This is a genomic window from Streptococcus sp. KHUD_017 (assembly GCF_054861245.1).
On sequence record NZ_CM142175.1, the window covers coordinates 770,460 to 785,933 of the forward strand.

Here is a 15,474-nt window from a genome sequence, read left to right on the forward strand (position 1 = left end):
CTAAACAATCAATCAAAACTTGATTTTAGAACCTTTTTGCTATAAAATGGTAAAGATTAGTGTCAAACTTTTATATTGCAAATAGGAGAAAACATGACAAAAACTTTGAAACGTCCTGAGGTTCTATCACCTGCAGGAACACTTGAAAAACTAAAAGTAGCTGTTCAATATGGAGCAGATGCTGTCTTTATCGGTGGTCAGGCCTATGGTCTTCGTAGCCGTGCAGGGAACTTTACTTTCGAACAAATGGAAGAAGGGGTTCAGTTTGCGGCCAAATATGGCGCTAAAGTGTATGTAGCAGCCAACATGGTTATGCACGAAGGAAATGAAGAAGGCGCTGGAGAATGGTTCCGTAAATTACGTGACATTGGTATTGCAGCCGTTATCGTATCAGATCCAGCCTTGATTATGATTGCAGCAACAGAAGCACCAGGACTTGAAATCCACCTGTCAACACAAGCTAGTGCAACTAACTACGAAACTTTAGAATTCTGGAAAGAACTTGGCTTGACTCGTGTCGTTTTGGCGCGTGAGGTTTCCATGGAAGAATTGGCAGAAATTCGTAAACGTACAGACGTGGAGATTGAAGCCTTTGTCCACGGAGCGATGTGTATCTCTTACTCTGGTCGTTGTACCCTTTCTAACCACATGAGTATGCGTGATGCTAACCGTGGTGGATGTTCACAATCTTGTCGTTGGAAATACGATCTTTACGATATGCCATTCGGTAAGGAACGTAAGAGCCTCAAAGGAGAAATTCCTGAAGAATTCTCCATGTCAGCTGTTGATATGTCGATGATTGACCATATTCCAGATATGATTGAAAATGGTGTGGACAGTCTTAAGATTGAAGGCCGTATGAAGTCAATTCACTACGTTTCAACAGTAACAAACTGCTACAAGGCTGCTGTTGATGCCTATCTTGAGAGTCCTGAAAAGTTTGAAGCGATCAAGCAAGACTTGATTGATGAAATGTGGAAGGTTGCCCAACGTGAGTTGGCTACAGGTTTCTACTACGGAACACCATCTGAAAATGAGCAACTTTTCGGTGCTCGTCGTAAGATTCCAGAATACAAGTTTGTTGCTGAAGTTGTAGCTTATGATGATGCAACACAAACTGCAACTATTCGTCAACGTAACGTTATAAACGAAGGTGACCAAGTTGAGTTCTACGGTCCAGGTTTCCGTCATTTTGAGACTTATATTGAAGACCTTCACGATGCTAAAGGAAATAAAATCGATCGTGCACCAAATCCAATGGAACTTTTGACTATCAAGGTTCCTCAACCTGTTCAAGCTGGTGACATGGTACGTGCTTTGAAAGAAGGTCTCATCAATCTCTATAAAGAAGATGGGACAAGCGTCACAGTTCGTGCCTAGATAAGGAAAAAGAATGGTTCAAGCTCAGGGCTTACTAGTAGATCATGAAAGCAGATGTGTTCATTACCATAGTGATAAGGATATTGTAGCACTTCAGTGCTATGAGTGTCAGAAATACTATGCCTGTTATCAGTGTCATAATGAACTGGAGTCGCACATATTTTCTCCCTATCCTTTAAATCTGAAAGAGGATAGACCTGTCTTATGTGGATCCTGTGGGAAAACACTAACGTATGAGGAGTATACAGAGACGGGCACTTGTCCATTTTGTAATGCTGCATTTAATCCAGCTTGTCAAAATCATTACTCAATTTATTTCAGATAAGAACTGACAAATCCGAGTTGTAAAACTCGTTTTTTTTATTTTCAGAAAACAAGGAAAGGTAGCGAAAGTGGTATGAAAAGACAATAAAATTTTCTATATAATTGTCTTGAAAATCGTAAAATTAGAAATAAATGATTCGAAACGCTTTCATTACTAGTAAAAAGTTGACAAAAGCAAATTTTAGGACTAAACTAGGGAGGTAAATTTAATTTAAAAAAGGAGAATTCGTCATGAATTTAACATTTTTCGGTCTATGTCTTGCCTGTATGGGTGTATCTCTTGCAGAAGGATTTTTGATGAACGGTTTGTTCAAATCTGCAGCACGCCAACCAGATATCATCCCTCAATTGCGTAGTTTGATGATCATGGGGATTGCCTTTATCGAAGGAACATTCTTTGTAACCCTAGCGATGTCATTTGTCATTAAATAGACAACTCTATTTAGAAATGGAGGTGTCAAACCATGGAAGAAAGTTTGAATCCAACCGTTAATATTGGACCAATATCCTTTGATTTGACCCTGCTTGCCATGTCTCTTGTAACTGTTTTGATGGTTTTTGCCTTTGTCTACTGGGCAAGTCGAAAAATGACCATCCGTCCAAAGGGCAAACAAAATGCTCTTGAGATGATTTATGACTTTGTGATTGGTTTTACCAAACCAAACATTGGAGAATCATACATCAAGGACTATTCCTTGTTTCTGTTTTCTCTATTTCTGTTTATCTTGGTAGCCAACAATATTGGCTTAATGGCAAAAGTACAAACAACAAACGGTTATAACTTGTGGACTTCCCCAACAGCTAACCTTGGATACGATTTATCCCTCTCATTATTGATCACTTTGATCGCTCATGTAGAAGGAGTTCGTCGTAGAGGCGTTAAAGAATATTTGAAAGCATTTGTTACACCTGGCTTTATGACTCCGATGAACATTTTAGAAGAGTTCACCAATTTTGCTTCCTTGGCGATTCGGATCTACGGAAATATTTTTGCCGGTGAGGTCTTAGCTGGATTGCTATTGACCTTGTCACAAAATGCTTTGTATTGGTATCCTTTTGCCTTTATCGCAAACATGTTATGGACAGCTTTTTCAATTTTCATTTCATGTATTCAGGCTTATGTATTTACCATGTTGTCATCAATGTACATTGGTAAAAAAATAAACGAAGGGGAAGAGTAAGTAGAGGAGGATTAGAAGATGGATTTAACTATTAGTACCATTATCGGTGACTTTATTCTTATCGCTGGTTCCTTCCTTTTATTGATCTTTTTAGTGAAGAAATATGCTTGGGGAAATATTTCCAGCATCTTGGATGAACGTGCTGGAAAGATTTCTTCAGATATTGATGGTGCCGAGGAAGCCCGTAAAAAGGCTGAGGAACTAGCTAGCAAACGTGAAGCTGAGTTAGCAGGTAGCCGTACCGAAGCTAAAACGATTATCGAGAATGCAAAGGGAACTGCTGAGAAAAGTAGAGCCGATATTTTAGCCGAAGCTAAACTTGAAGCAGGGCGCTTAAAAGAAAAAGCCAACCAAGAAATTGCTCAAAATAAAGCTGAGGCTTTACAAAGTGTTAAGGGAGATGTGGCAGACTTGACAATCAGTCTAGCTGAGAAAATTCTCTCTAAAAACCTTGACAGTCAGGCCCATAAAGAACTCATTGATCAGTATATCGATCAGCTAGGAGAAGCTTAATGGACAAAAAGACTCTAAAGGTAATTGAAAAATACAGCATGCCTTTTGTCCAATTGGTGATTGAAAAAGGAGAAGAGGACTCTATTTTTTCAGACTTGTCTCAAATCAAGCAAGTAGCTGAAGAAACAGGCTTACCTTCCTTTTTAGCTCAGGTGGCAGTAGATGAGTCGGATAAAGAAAAAACGGTTCGTTTTTTCCAAGACTCTGTGTCACCTTTAGTACAAAACTTTATCGAGGTTCTACTTTACAATCACAGATCAAACCTGTTTTATGATGTGATTGTAGATTGCTTGAATCGTCTTGAAAAAGAAACCAATCGTTTTGAAGTGACTATTTTGTCTGCACATCCTTTGACTGGTGAACAGAAAGAACGACTAATTCCTCTCATCGAGAAAAAGATGTCTCTAAAAGTTCGTAGTATTAAGGAAAAAATTGACGATAGTTTAATCGGTGGTTTTGTTATTTTTGCCAATTACAAGACAATTGATGTGAGTATTAAACAACAACTTAAAGTTGTTAAGGAAAATTTGAAATAGAAAGTGGTGTTCTTTTGGCAATTAACGCACAAGAAATCAGCGCTTTAATTAAGCAACAAATTGAAAATTTCAAACCCAATTTTGATGTGACTGAAACAGGTGTTGTAACATATATCGGTGACGGGATTGCGCGTGCTCATGGTCTCGAAAATGCCATGAGTGGTGAGCTGTTGATTTTTGAAAATGGCTCTTATGGTATGGCGCAAAACTTGGAATCAACAGATGTCGGTATTATCATTCTTGGAGACTTTACAGATATCCGTGAAGGCGATACAATTCGTCGTACAGGGAAAATCATGGAAGTTCCAGTTGGTGATAGCTTGATTGGACGTGTTGTCGATCCCCTTGGTCGTCCTGTAGACGGTTTGGGACCAATCAACACAGATAAGACTCGTCCAGTTGAAGCACCAGCTCCTGGTGTCATGCAACGTAAGTCTGTCTCAGAACCATTGCAAACAGGTTTGAAAGCTATTGACGCCCTTGTTCCAATCGGTCGTGGTCAACGTGAGTTGATTATAGGTGACCGTCAAACAGGGAAAACTACCATCGCAATTGACGCTATCTTGAACCAGAAAGGTCAAGATATGATTTGTATCTATGTTGCGATTGGTCAAAAAGAATCAACAGTTCGTACACAAGTAGAAACACTTCGTCAGTACGGTGCCTTGGATTACACAATCGTTGTGACAGCCTCAGCTTCACAACCTTCTCCATTGCTCTTCCTTGCTCCTTACGCAGGGGTCGCTATGGCAGAAGAGTTCATGTACCAAGGGAAGCATGTGTTGATCGTTTATGATGACCTATCTAAACAAGCGGTAGCTTATCGTGAACTTTCTCTCTTGCTCCGTCGTCCACCAGGTCGTGAGGCCTTCCCAGGGGATGTCTTCTACCTTCACAGTCGTCTACTTGAGCGTTCTGCTAAAGTTTCAGATGAGCTTGGCGGTGGATCTATCACGGCTCTTCCATTTATCGAGACACAAGCAGGAGATATCTCAGCTTATATCGCCACAAACGTAATCTCTATTACGGATGGACAAATCTTCCTAAGTGATAGTCTCTTTAATGCGGGTATTCGTCCAGCTATTGATGCGGGTTCTTCTGTATCTCGTGTTGGTGGTTCAGCTCAGATTAAAGCCATGAAGAAAGTTGCTGGTACTCTTCGTATCGACCTTGCTTCATACCGAGAGTTGGAAGCCTTCACTAAATTTGGGTCAGATTTGGATGCAGCAACACAGGCTAAATTGAACCGTGGTCGTCGTACTGTAGAAGTATTGAAACAACCAGTTCATAAACCACTACCTGTTGAGAAACAAGTAACCATTCTGTATGCCTTGACTCATGGATTCTTGGATACTATATCAGTTGATGATATTGTTCGTTTTGAGGAAGAATTCCATGCCTTCTTTGATGCGCAACATCCAGAGATTTTGGAAACTATTCGTGAAACAAAAGACTTGCCAGAAGAAGCAGTCTTGGATGCTGCGATTACTGAGTTTCTCAACCAATCCAGCTTCCAATAAGAATAGAGGTGTCAGATGGCAGTATCTCTAAATGATATTAAAACAAAAATCGCCTCAACGAAAAATACTAGTCAAATTACTAACGCCATGCAGATGGTTTCTGCAGCTAAGTTAGGTCGTTCTGAAGAAGCTGCACGCAACTTCCAGATTTATGCTCAAAAAGTCCGTAAACTCCTTACAGACATCCTTCACGGGGATGGTGCTGGCGGATCAACAAATCCAATGTTGATTAGCCGTCCGGTCAAGAAAACAGGCTATATTGTCATTACATCTGACCGAGGTCTTGTTGGAGGATATAACTCTTCAATCTTGAAGGCAGTCATGGAACTTCAACAAGAATACCATCCTTCAGGTGATGATTTCGAAGTCATCTGTATCGGTGGTATGGGAGCAGACTTCTTTAAAGCTCGTGGTATTCAGCCAATTTATGAATTGCGTGGTCTAGCCAGTCAACCAAGCTTCGATGAAGTTCGTAAGATTATTTCAAAAACCATTGAAATGTATCAAAATGAACTTTTCGATGAGCTCTATGTTTGCTACAACCACCACGTGAATACACTGACAAGTCAAATGCGTGTGGAGCAGATGCTTCCAATTGTCGACTTGGACCCAAATGAAGCAGATGATAACTACAGCTTGACATTTGAGCTTGAAACAAGTCGTGAAGAAATCTTGGATCAACTATTGCCACAGTTTGCAGAAAGTATGATTTACGGTGCCATAATTGATGCCAAGACAGCTGAAAATGCGGCAGGTATGACGGCAATGCAGACAGCGACAGATAATGCTAAAAAAGTTATCAATGATTTGACTATCCAGTATAACCGTGCCAGACAGGCGGCGATTACACAAGAAATTACAGAAATCGTAGCAGGAGCTAGTGCCTTAGAATAGGCTCTAGTCCAGCTCGTATGAAAATGAACTTATACTCAATGAAAATCAAAGAGCAAACTAGGAAGCTAGCCGCAGGCTGTACTTGAGTACGGTAAGGCGATGCTGACGTGGTTTGAATTTGAGTTTCGAAGAGTATTAGGACCTAGTTGAGCTAGGAACCGACAGTATCTTATACAGAATAGGAGAAGTAGATGAGTTCAGGTAAAATTGCTCAGGTTATCGGTCCCGTTGTAGACGTCATGTTTGCAGCAGGTGAGAAACTACCAGAGATTAATAATGCACTTGTCGTCTACAAAAATGACGAAAGAAAAACAAAAATCGTCCTTGAAGTAGCCTTGGAGTTGGGAGATGGTATGATTCGTACCATCGCTATGGAATCAACTGATGGCTTGACCCGTGGTTTGGAAGTATTGGACACAGGCCGTCCAATCTCAGTACCAGTTGGGAAAGAAACTCTAGGACGTGTCTTCAACGTTTTGGGAGATACCATTGACTTGGAAGCTCCTTTTGGTGAAGATGCAGAGCGTCAGCCAATTCATAAAAAAGCACCAACTTTTGATGAATTGTCTACCTCTTCAGAAATTCTAGAAACTGGGATCAAGGTTATCGACCTTCTTGCCCCTTACCTTAAAGGTGGTAAGGTCGGACTCTTCGGTGGTGCCGGAGTTGGTAAGACCGTATTGATCCAAGAATTGATTCACAACATTGCCCAAGAACACGGTGGTATCTCAGTATTTACTGGTGTTGGGGAACGTACTCGTGAAGGGAATGACCTATACTGGGAAATGAAAGAATCAGGCGTTATCGAAAAAACAGCCATGGTATTTGGTCAGATGAATGAGCCACCAGGAGCACGTATGCGTGTTGCCCTTACTGGTTTGACAATCGCTGAATACTTCCGCGATGTAGAAGGTCAAGATGTTCTTCTCTTCATTGACAACATTTTCCGTTTCACACAAGCTGGTTCAGAAGTATCTGCTCTTTTGGGTCGTATGCCATCAGCCGTTGGTTATCAGCCAACCCTCGCAACAGAAATGGGTCAATTGCAAGAACGTATCACGTCAACCAAGAAGGGTTCTGTAACCTCTATCCAAGCCATCTACGTGCCAGCGGATGACTATACTGACCCAGCGCCAGCCACAGCCTTCGCTCACTTGGACTCAACAACTAACTTGGAACGTAAATTGGTTCAATTGGGTATCTACCCAGCCGTTGACCCACTTGCTTCAAGCTCACGTGCCTTGGCACCTGAAATTGTTGGAGAAGAGCACTATGCAGTAGCTGCTGAAGTGAAACGTGTTCTTCAACGTTACCATGAATTGCAAGATATTATTGCCATCCTTGGTATGGATGAACTTTCTGACGAAGAAAAGACTTTGGTTGCTCGTGCACGTCGTATTCAGTTCTTCTTGTCACAAAACTTCAACGTTGCGGAACAATTTACTGGTCAACCAGGTTCTTATGTTCCAGTAGCTGAAACAGTTCGTGGCTTCAAAGAAATTCTTGACGGTAAACACGATCATCTTCCAGAAGATGCTTTCCGTGGAGTAGGTTCAATCGAAGACGTTATTGCTAAGGCTGAAAAAATGGGATTTTAAGAGGTGATCTATGGCTCATTTAACTGTCCAGATCGTGACACCAGATGGCCTCGTCTATGATCACCATGCCAGCTTTGTATCGGTACGAACTCTGGATGGTGAGATGGGGATCTTGCCACGACATGAAAATATGATTGCGGTTTTAGCGGTTGATGAAGTAAAGGTCAAACGCATCGATGATGATACTCATGTGAACTGGATTGCAGTAAACGGAGGAATCATTGAGATTGCTAATAATGTGATTACCATTATTGCTGACTCTGCTGAACGTGCACGTGATATCGATGTTAGTCGTGCTGAACGTGCTAAACTTCGTGCTGAACGTGAAATCGAAGAAGCACAAGACAAACACTTGATTGACCAAGAACGCCGTGCTAAAATTGCATTGCAACGTGCCATTAACCGTATCAATGTCGGAAATAAATTATAAAATAAAAAATGAACTTGCTTTGACAAGTTCATTTTTTTTATTTCTTAGTTAGAAAAACGAATGCAGACTGCCTCAGGAACCTGGAATTCATTAGAGAGTTCTGCCAGTCTTCCAGTTTCAGGATTGCGCTTAAAGACTGTCGCGTTATCAGAATCCTGGTGAACAGCGATAAGGAATTCTTGGTCAGGCGACAAATCAAAATCACGTGGATTTTTCCCATTGGTTGGAACAATCTCTAATAATTCCAAGCTTCCATCTGCTAAAATGCTATAAACAGCGATAGAATCATGGCCTCGATTAGAAGCGTAGAGGAATTTGCCATCTTTAGAAAGACAAATAGCCGCAGTACCATTAAAGCCACTATAGTCATCTGGTAAGGTTGAAATGACCTGCATTTGTTCAAATTCTCCGACTCCATCGTAAATCAATACTTCAATCGTACTATTGAGTTCACAGATGAGATAAGCAATTTTGTAGTGGTGGTGGAAAACAAGGTGACGAGCACCAGCGCCAGGATTACAATTATAAGTTGCTAGTTTAGTCAACTTTCCTTCTAGATTGACATCATAGGTAATGACCTCGTCAGTACCTAAGTCACAAGTTACCAAATATTGGTCTGGTGTTAAATCGGTGTAGTGTACGTGGGGAGAAGCTTGGTTTTCATGTGGACCATGGCCAGTGTGTTGAACTTTGTCTGCCAATTCAAGACAGCCATCTTCTTTACGTTTATAGACTAGAACTTGACCTTTATGATAGTTGGCGCCATAAACTAGACTCCGTTTCTCATCAACTGCAACATAGCAGTGAGGAGCCCCTTCTTCAACGACGTGATTCAGGAGGACACCATCAGTTTTGTATGCTGCGATTCCACCTTTGTCATCATGGCTTCCGACAGTATAGAGATGCTGATACTGATCAAAGGCTAGGTAGGTTGGACTTGGCTCGGTTGCAAATAGTTCTAGATTTGAGAGTTTGCCAGTCTCAGTATCAAAATCAGCCTTGTAAATCCCTTGAGAAATACGTCGTGTATAGGTTCCAAAATATACTATTTCTTCCATATTCATACCTCTAGAAAAAGATAATTCAATTATAACATAAAAAGGCCTGCTTGATGAAAAATCTAAGTCAGTAAAATAGCTCTTCCCTTGTCAAGAAGACAAATTTATACCTTGCTAAAAGACTATAAAAAACCCTTATTTTTCTTAAAACATGGTATAATGTTAGGACAAAGGAAAGGAAGAAAAAATGGAACAAAAAGAGAAACACTTTACCTTATCTTGGTTTTTTAAATGGTTTTTAGACAATAAAGCGATCACTGTTTTCTTGGTGACCTTGTTATTAGGTCTCAATATTTTTATTCTCAGTAAAATTAGCTTTTTATTTTTCCCAGTTATAGACTTTTTATCAGTAGTGATGTTGCCGGTTATCTTATCGGGTCTACTTTTTTACCTCTTAAATCCACTAGTAGATCTGATGGAGAAGTACAAGATTAACCGTGTCTTAGCCATTAGTATTATCTTTATCATTATTGCAATACTCTTGATTATTGGACTAGCCGTTGCAATTCCAAACCTTCAACGTCAAGTAGTAATTTTTGCGCAAAATGTCCCAAGTTATCTCGAGGATGCTGATAGAGTCATTGATGACCTTGTAACCAAGCGTTTGCCAGATGACTTTAGACCCCAACTGGAACAAGTTTTAGCTAATTTTTCAACACAAGCAACTGCTTGGGCAAGTAATATTTCTTCTAAGGCTGTTAACTGGGTAAGTGCTCTTATCAGTGCAACGTCACAGGTCATTGTCGCTCTGATCATCATGCCATTTATGCTCTTTTATCTCCTTCGAGATGGAAAAGGACTTAGAGACTATATTACTCAATTCTTACCAAATAAATTGAGAGAACCAGTTGGTAAGGTTCTATCAGATGTGAACCAACAACTTGCTAACTACGTTAGAGGACAAATTACGGTCGCTGTAATCGTAGCTATCATGTTTATTATCTTCTTTAAGATAATTGGGCTTCGATATGCAGTAGCGCTTGGTGTTACTGCAGGTATTCTCAATTTAGTTCCTTATCTAGGTAGTTTTCTTGCAATGATTCCAGCCCTTGTTTTGGGTTTGATTGCTGGTCCTGTTATGCTCTTAAAAGTTATTATCGTTTTCATTGTAGAGCAAACTATTGAAGGACGTTTTGTTTCTCCACTGATTTTGGGTAGTCAATTAAATATTCACCCAATTACCATTCTTTTTGTACTATTAACTTCAGGATCCATGTTTGGTATTTGGGGTGTATTGCTAGGTATTCCAATCTACGCTTCCGCAAAAGTAGTCATCTCAGAAATTTTTGATTGGTATAAAGGAGTTAGTGGACTTTATGAACCAGTAGAGGAGACTGATTGTGAACAATAGTCAACAAATGCTCGAGGCCTTGGAGCAACAAGATTTATCAAGAGCTGAATCTTTTTTCCAAAAAGCTTTAGAAGAAGATTCAGATGAAGTTCTTCTTGAACTATCTGCATATCTCGAAGGGATTGGTTTCTATCCACAGGCAGCACAAATCTATGAGAAACTAGCACCGAAATTTCCAGAAGTCTACATCAATCTAGCTGCTATTGCTGGTGAAGATGGACTTATCGAAGAAGCTTTTGATTATTTAGAGAATATTGGTCCGGAAAGTGAATGGTACGTATCAGCTCTTGCCTTAAAAGCAGATTTATATCAGATGGAAGGATTGACAGATGTTGCGCGTGAGAAGCTCTTAGAAGCTCGTAGCTACTCTGATGATCCTCTCCTGATATTTGGACTAGCTGAGCTAGATAGTGAGCTAGGAAACGATTTAGAAGCCATTAAAGGCTATGCTCAACTAGATAATCGAGTTATCTACGATCAAACTGGAATTTCGACCTATCAGAGAATTGGTCTTGCTTATGCACGTTTAGGTAAGTTTGAATCTTCAATAGAATTTTTAGAAAAAGCCTTAGAATTAGAATATGATGACCAAACAGCCTTTGAGCTTGCAAGTCTCTATTTTGACCAAGAAGACTACCAGAAAGCCATACTATACTTTAAACAACTAGACACTATTTCTCCAGATTTTGAGGGTTATGAGTATGGTTATAGTCAAGCAATGCATAAGGAGCATCAGACAGAAGAGGCTCTTAAAATAGCTCAACAGGGCTTGTCAAAAAATCCTTTTGAAACTCGGCTTTTACTCCTTGCATCTCAGCTATATTATGAGTTGCATCAACCTGAGCAAGCAGAAGCTTATCTGATTCAAGCACAAGAAAATGCTGATGACCAGGAAGAAATCTTGCTACGCTTAGCTACCATCTACCAAGAACAAGAAAGATACGAAGATATTCTAGCTTTAGCAGTCTATGAACCTGAAAACCTCTTGACTAAATGGATGATTGCTAGAAGTTATCAAGAGACTGAAGAATTGGATGTAGCCTATGATCTCTATAAGGAACTTGCCACTGAACTCAAGGATAATCCAGAGTTTTTGGAACAGTTTATTTATTTGTTAAGAGAGTTAGGTAAGCTAGAAGAAGCAAAAGACTACATTCAATCCTATCTACAATTAGTACCCGATGATTTACAAATGCAAGATTTGTATGATTATTTATCTTAAATACAAAAGATAATCACCAAGCATAGGTGATTTTCTTTTTTTATTAAAAAGAAGTATAAATTGCTTTAAATTTAGGTGGATTGAGTATGAACTTTTAGTTTTTTTTTGATATAATTGTTATAGTTATAAGTTGAATAATCAACAATAGTAAAAATAGAAAGATTGGCAAAATGACAAAAGTAAAAATTGTAACGGATTCTTCGGTTACTATTGAACCGGAAGTGGTTAAAGAATTTGATATTACTGTTGTTCCACTATCTGTAATGATTGATAGTGTCCTTTATTCAGATGCAGATCTTGAAGAAGGAGAATTTCTTCGCTTGATGCAAGCTAGTAAAAATCTTCCTAAGACTAGTCAACCACCAGTGGGACTCTTTGCAGAAATTTTTGATGATTTGGGTAAGGATGGTAGTCAGATTCTAGCAATTCACATGTCCCATGCTTTATCAGGAACTGTTGAAGCGGCTCGTCAAGGAGCAAGTTTGTCAACAGCAGATGTCACTGTTTTGGATAGTTCATTCACAGATCAGGCATTGAAGTTCCAAGTTGTGGAAGCTGCTAAACTAGCTCAAGAAGGAAAAGACCTTGAAACTATTCTAACCCATGTAGAGGACGTAAAAAATCACACTGAACTCTACATCGGTGTTTCAACTTTAGAAAATCTTGTAAAAGGTGGTCGCATTGGCCGTGTTACCGGTTTGCTGAGCTCTTTACTGAATATTCGAGTAGTTATGCAAATGAAAGACCATGAGCTTCAACCGATTGTCAAAGGACGTGGTTCAAAAACCTTTAAGAAATGGTTGGATGAGTTAGTAGCCACTCTTTCAAATCGTTCAGTAGCTGAGATTGGTATTTCATATGCAGGTACAAATGAATTTGCAAACGAGATGAGAGCTGTTCTACAACCTTACGTTGAAAAACCGATTTCAGTCCTAGAAACAGGCTCAATTATCCAAACTCACACCGGGGAAAACGCCTGGGCGATCTTAATTCGCTATAATTCCTAAAAAAATTGAGAAAAATCAATAAAAACGTGTTTTTGACTTGACCTAAAAGGAATTTTAGGTTATGATTATAAGTGTTAATTAGAAATAATTTTGGAGGATTCATTAACATGGCAAACAAACAAGATTTGATCGCTAAAGTAGCAGAAGCTACAGAATTGACTAAGAAAGATTCAGCAGCAGCAGTTGACGCTGTATTCGCAGCTGTAACTGAATTCCTTTCAGCTGGTGAAAAAGTTCAATTGATCGGTTTTGGTAACTTCGAAGTTCGTAAACGTGCAGCTCGTAAAGGTCGCAACCCACAAACTGGTAAAGAAATCAAAATCAAAGCTTCTAAAGTTCCAGCATTCAAAGCTGGTAAAGCTCTTAAAGAAGCAGTTAAATAATGATTTTATAAAAAACCTATTAATCAAGCGTCAAGCTTGGTTAGTAGGTTTTTTTGCTTTATAGAGGAATTGTAACGAAAGTAGAAGTAGAAATAAGAATTGGGACTATTATAAGCTATAAAAAAATTAAAGCTTGAAAAAATAAAAGAAACAAAAAAACAACTCCGAATCGAAGTTGTTTTCGTTTGACCGTATACAAGTGATGCGGTTGATTATTTGAGACCGTATTTTTTGTTGAAACGATCCACGCGTCCATCTGCTTGAGTGAACTTTTGACGTCCAGTGTAGAATGGGTGTGAGTCTGATGAAATTTCCACACGGATCAATGGGTAAGTTTCGCCTTCGAACTCAACTGTTTCGCTAGAGCGTTTTGTTGAACCGCTAAGGAATTTGTAACCAGTAGTTGTGTCCATGAAGACAACTGGGCGGTATTCTGGATGGATATCTTTTTTCATTTTGCAATATTTCCTTTCTGCCATGGTCTCTTTGCGAGCCATAGATTGTTACCATACTAGTCTATCAGATTCTGAAAAGTTTGGCAAGCTTTTTATCTATTTTTCAGCAAGTTTTTTAATTTTTGGTAGATGAGCTCGTTCTCTTCTAAACTATACGAATTTGCCCCACTAGCAAGAGGATGGCCACCGCCATCATGTTCTTTTGCGACACCATTGATAGGGACAAATTTACTGCGAAGACGTACGCGGTAGTGACCATCTGCTTGCTCCACAAAGATTCCCCAAAGGCTAATAGTATCGATACGGCCCGGAGCTCCAACGATGGCTGCTGTTTCCGCATCAGTAACGTCGTATTTCTTCAAGATTTCTTGGGTGAGAGTGATACGAGCAGCACCATTTTCATCAACTTCTAAGTGATCATAGACATAACCCTGGAGTTTGGCAATCTTAAAGCTTATAGTATCCATTTTACGAGTTAATTCAGCGTAGTCAAAGTTATGCTCTCTGAGTTGACTTGCCATACGAAGCGTGCGTGCAGAAGTAGAAGGGTAGAGAAAACGGCCGGTATCACCAATAATTCCAGCGCAGAGCATTTTAGCAGCGTAGTCGGATAATTCTAAGTTAGTTGCTTCAGCAAAAAGAGCAATCATCTCACTCGCACTACTAGAGTTCGTATCTACCCAAACAAGATCGCCGTAAACTTCGTCATTTGGATGGTGGTCAATTTTGATAATTGTCTCAGCATTAAGATAACGTTTATCATCAATACGTGCTGTGTTTGCTGTATCACAGATAATGGCAAGTGCACCTTGATAGTCTGTGTCCTCTACCTGATCCATTTTAGCAAGCCAAGTTAAGGTTGGTTCATTAAAACCAACTACTTTTATCGTTTTTTCTGGAAAATGATGCTCAAGCAAGGCTTTTAAACCTACCTGACTCCCCAAAGCGTCAGGATCTGGTTTCATATGACGATGGATGATAATAGTATTATATGCTTTGATTTTTTCTAAAATTTGGTGACAAATTTCCATAATGAACCTCAATTCTTTCTCATTTCATTGTAGCACAAGAGTTTTTATTTTTAAAATGAAAAAGATGTGATATAATGGAGAAAGATTAATTGAGGAGGACCTTATGGCATTAGCAAAAATTGTATTTGCCAGTATGACCGGTAATACTGAAGAAATCGCTGATATTGTAGCAGATAAATTAAGAGAATGTGGATTAGATGTCGATGTTGATGAGTGTACAACAGTTGACGCTTCTGACTTTTTAGAAGCAGACGTCGCCATTGTCGCAACCTACACCTACGGAGATGGAGAATTACCAGACGAAATGATGGACTTCTACGAAGATCTAGCAGACCTCAACTTGAGCGGTAAAATCTATGGTGTAGTCGGATCAGGTGATACTTTCTATGATGAATTCTGTAAAGCAGTTGATGACTTCGACCGAGTATTTATCGCTACTGGAGCTGAAAAGGGTTCAGAGTGCGTTAAAGTTGACCTTTCTGCCGAGGAAGAAGACATTGAACGTTTGGAGCAATTCGCAGAGGAATTAGCTGCTAAAGTAGGATAAGCATGAAGTTGCACTGATGATAGTTGTCAGTGCAGTTTTTATTA

Annotated in this window: 18 protein-coding genes; 15 read left to right on the forward strand and 3 right to left on the reverse strand. The window is 39.6% G+C overall.

Going from position 1 to position 15,474, the window contains the following annotated elements; translation table 11 throughout:
• Window positions 1–93 precede the first annotated feature (93 nt).
• The 10 genes from ACVAMZ_RS03780 to ACVAMZ_RS03825 all read left to right on the forward strand — a co-directional run bounded on the left by ACVAMZ_RS03780 (window position 94) and on the right by ACVAMZ_RS03825 (window position 8,376).
• Window positions 94–1,380 (forward strand): peptidase U32 family protein, encoded by a 1,287-nt coding sequence (locus ACVAMZ_RS03780; protein WP_000169115.1) that lies wholly within the window; start codon window positions 94–96, stop codon window positions 1,378–1,380.
• 13 nt (window positions 1,381–1,393) lie between these two features.
• Window positions 1,394–1,705, forward strand: coding sequence for a CHY zinc finger protein (locus ACVAMZ_RS03785; RefSeq protein WP_049495748.1), 312 nt, complete (start codon window positions 1,394–1,396; stop codon window positions 1,703–1,705).
• Between the two features lie 230 nt (window positions 1,706–1,935).
• Window positions 1,936–2,136, forward strand: coding sequence for a F0F1 ATP synthase subunit C (locus ACVAMZ_RS03790; protein ID WP_001054551.1), 201 nt, complete (start codon window positions 1,936–1,938; stop codon window positions 2,134–2,136).
• Window positions 2,137–2,168: 32 nt separating this feature from the next.
• Window positions 2,169–2,885, forward strand: a complete 717-nt coding sequence (atpB, locus tag ACVAMZ_RS03795) for a F0F1 ATP synthase subunit A (protein ID WP_461685083.1) — start codon at window positions 2,169–2,171, stop codon at window positions 2,883–2,885.
• An 18-nt stretch (window positions 2,886–2,903) separates the two neighbouring features.
• Window positions 2,904–3,398 carry a F0F1 ATP synthase subunit B gene (gene atpF / locus ACVAMZ_RS03800; protein WP_049495741.1) on the forward strand — a complete coding sequence of 165 codons (495 nt, stop codon included), beginning with the start codon at window positions 2,904–2,906 and terminating at the stop codon, window positions 3,396–3,398.
• Window positions 3,398–3,934: a F0F1 ATP synthase subunit delta gene (locus ACVAMZ_RS03805; protein WP_254729864.1), complete on the forward strand. Its 537-nt coding sequence runs from the start codon at window positions 3,398–3,400 to the stop codon at window positions 3,932–3,934. Before atpF ends, ACVAMZ_RS03805 begins: the two co-directional genes overlap by 1 nt.
• A 14-nt stretch (window positions 3,935–3,948) precedes the next feature.
• On the forward strand, window positions 3,949–5,454 hold the full coding sequence (atpA, locus tag ACVAMZ_RS03810; protein ID WP_004253321.1) for a F0F1 ATP synthase subunit alpha: 1,506 nt from the start codon (window positions 3,949–3,951) through the stop codon (window positions 5,452–5,454).
• A gap of 15 nt (window positions 5,455–5,469) precedes the next feature.
• On the forward strand, window positions 5,470–6,348 hold the full coding sequence (locus ACVAMZ_RS03815; RefSeq protein WP_004253324.1) for a F0F1 ATP synthase subunit gamma: 879 nt from the start codon (window positions 5,470–5,472) through the stop codon (window positions 6,346–6,348).
• A gap of 191 nt (window positions 6,349–6,539) precedes the next feature.
• Window positions 6,540–7,946: a F0F1 ATP synthase subunit beta gene (gene atpD, locus ACVAMZ_RS03820; protein ID WP_004253325.1), complete on the forward strand. Its 1,407-nt coding sequence runs from the start codon at window positions 6,540–6,542 to the stop codon at window positions 7,944–7,946.
• Between the two features lie 10 nt (window positions 7,947–7,956).
• Window positions 7,957–8,376 carry a F0F1 ATP synthase subunit epsilon gene (locus tag ACVAMZ_RS03825; protein ID WP_006148659.1) on the forward strand — a complete coding sequence of 140 codons (420 nt, stop codon included), beginning with the start codon at window positions 7,957–7,959 and terminating at the stop codon, window positions 8,374–8,376.
• A gap of 44 nt (window positions 8,377–8,420) precedes the next feature.
• Here the strand turns inward: ACVAMZ_RS03825 and ACVAMZ_RS03830 are convergent, their stop codons facing one another.
• Entirely contained in the window at window positions 8,421–9,434 is a 1,014-nt protein-coding gene (locus ACVAMZ_RS03830) for a lactonase family protein (protein WP_461685084.1), read from the reverse strand.
• A 187-nt stretch (window positions 9,435–9,621) separates the two neighbouring features.
• Between ACVAMZ_RS03830 and ACVAMZ_RS03835 the strand changes: the two genes are divergently transcribed.
• The 4 genes from ACVAMZ_RS03835 (at window position 9,622) to ACVAMZ_RS03850 (ending at window position 13,397) form a co-directional block, all read left to right on the forward strand.
• Window positions 9,622–10,785, forward strand: coding sequence for an AI-2E family transporter (locus ACVAMZ_RS03835; protein WP_461685085.1), 1,164 nt, complete (start codon window positions 9,622–9,624; stop codon window positions 10,783–10,785).
• Window positions 10,775–12,007, forward strand: a complete 1,233-nt coding sequence (locus ACVAMZ_RS03840) for a tetratricopeptide repeat protein (protein WP_461685086.1) — start codon at window positions 10,775–10,777, stop codon at window positions 12,005–12,007. Before ACVAMZ_RS03835 ends, ACVAMZ_RS03840 begins: the two co-directional genes overlap by 11 nt.
• A gap of 170 nt (window positions 12,008–12,177) precedes the next feature.
• Complete coding sequence (locus ACVAMZ_RS03845; protein ID WP_461685087.1) at window positions 12,178–13,014, forward strand: DegV family protein; 837 nt, start codon at window positions 12,178–12,180, stop codon at window positions 13,012–13,014.
• A 107-nt stretch (window positions 13,015–13,121) separates the two neighbouring features.
• The gene (locus ACVAMZ_RS03850) at window positions 13,122–13,397 is read left to right on the forward strand and encodes an HU family DNA-binding protein (RefSeq protein WP_004253345.1); all 276 of its coding nucleotides are present in this window, start codon (window positions 13,122–13,124) and stop codon (window positions 13,395–13,397) included.
• 212 nt (window positions 13,398–13,609) lie between these two features.
• Here the strand turns inward: ACVAMZ_RS03850 and ACVAMZ_RS03855 are convergent, their stop codons facing one another.
• Both ACVAMZ_RS03855 and ACVAMZ_RS03860 read right to left on the reverse strand, forming a co-directional pair.
• Window positions 13,610–13,852 carry a type B 50S ribosomal protein L31 gene (locus tag ACVAMZ_RS03855; protein WP_004253349.1) on the reverse strand — a complete coding sequence of 81 codons (243 nt, stop codon included), beginning with the start codon at window positions 13,850–13,852 and terminating at the stop codon, window positions 13,610–13,612.
• Window positions 13,853–13,944: 92 nt separating this feature from the next.
• Complete coding sequence (locus ACVAMZ_RS03860) at window positions 13,945–14,883, reverse strand: DHH family phosphoesterase (protein WP_254724103.1); 939 nt, start codon at window positions 14,881–14,883, stop codon at window positions 13,945–13,947.
• 103 nt (window positions 14,884–14,986) lie between these two features.
• Between ACVAMZ_RS03860 and ACVAMZ_RS03865 the strand changes: the two genes are divergently transcribed.
• Window positions 14,987–15,430, forward strand: a complete 444-nt coding sequence (locus ACVAMZ_RS03865) for a flavodoxin (RefSeq protein ID WP_461685088.1) — start codon at window positions 14,987–14,989, stop codon at window positions 15,428–15,430.
• Window positions 15,431–15,474 lie beyond the last annotated feature (44 nt).

Coding starts and splice junctions, on each gene's coding strand:
- ACVAMZ_RS03855 (WP_004253349.1), bottom strand. CDS start 13,852: ATGAAAAAAGATATCCATCCAGAATACCGCCCAGTTGTCTTCATGGAC.
- atpF (WP_049495741.1), top strand. CDS start 2,904: ATGGATTTAACTATTAGTACCATTATCGGTGACTTTATTCTTATCGCT.
- ACVAMZ_RS03830 (WP_461685084.1), bottom strand. CDS start 9,434: ATGGAAGAAATAGTATATTTTGGAACCTATACACGACGTATTTCTCAA.
- atpD (WP_004253325.1), top strand. CDS start 6,540: ATGAGTTCAGGTAAAATTGCTCAGGTTATCGGTCCCGTTGTAGACGTC.
- ACVAMZ_RS03815 (WP_004253324.1), top strand. CDS start 5,470: ATGGCAGTATCTCTAAATGATATTAAAACAAAAATCGCCTCAACGAAA.
- atpB (WP_461685083.1), top strand. CDS start 2,169: ATGGAAGAAAGTTTGAATCCAACCGTTAATATTGGACCAATATCCTTT.
- ACVAMZ_RS03780 (WP_000169115.1), top strand. CDS start 94: ATGACAAAAACTTTGAAACGTCCTGAGGTTCTATCACCTGCAGGAACA.
- ACVAMZ_RS03865 (WP_461685088.1), top strand. CDS start 14,987: ATGGCATTAGCAAAAATTGTATTTGCCAGTATGACCGGTAATACTGAA.
- ACVAMZ_RS03785 (WP_049495748.1), top strand. CDS start 1,394: ATGGTTCAAGCTCAGGGCTTACTAGTAGATCATGAAAGCAGATGTGTT.
- ACVAMZ_RS03805 (WP_254729864.1), top strand. CDS start 3,398: ATGGACAAAAAGACTCTAAAGGTAATTGAAAAATACAGCATGCCTTTT.
- ACVAMZ_RS03860 (WP_254724103.1), bottom strand. CDS start 14,883: ATGGAAATTTGTCACCAAATTTTAGAAAAAATCAAAGCATATAATACT.
- ACVAMZ_RS03850 (WP_004253345.1), top strand. CDS start 13,122: ATGGCAAACAAACAAGATTTGATCGCTAAAGTAGCAGAAGCTACAGAA.
- ACVAMZ_RS03790 (WP_001054551.1), top strand. CDS start 1,936: ATGAATTTAACATTTTTCGGTCTATGTCTTGCCTGTATGGGTGTATCT.
- ACVAMZ_RS03835 (WP_461685085.1), top strand. CDS start 9,622: ATGGAACAAAAAGAGAAACACTTTACCTTATCTTGGTTTTTTAAATGG.
- ACVAMZ_RS03845 (WP_461685087.1), top strand. CDS start 12,178: ATGACAAAAGTAAAAATTGTAACGGATTCTTCGGTTACTATTGAACCG.
- ACVAMZ_RS03825 (WP_006148659.1), top strand. CDS start 7,957: ATGGCTCATTTAACTGTCCAGATCGTGACACCAGATGGCCTCGTCTAT.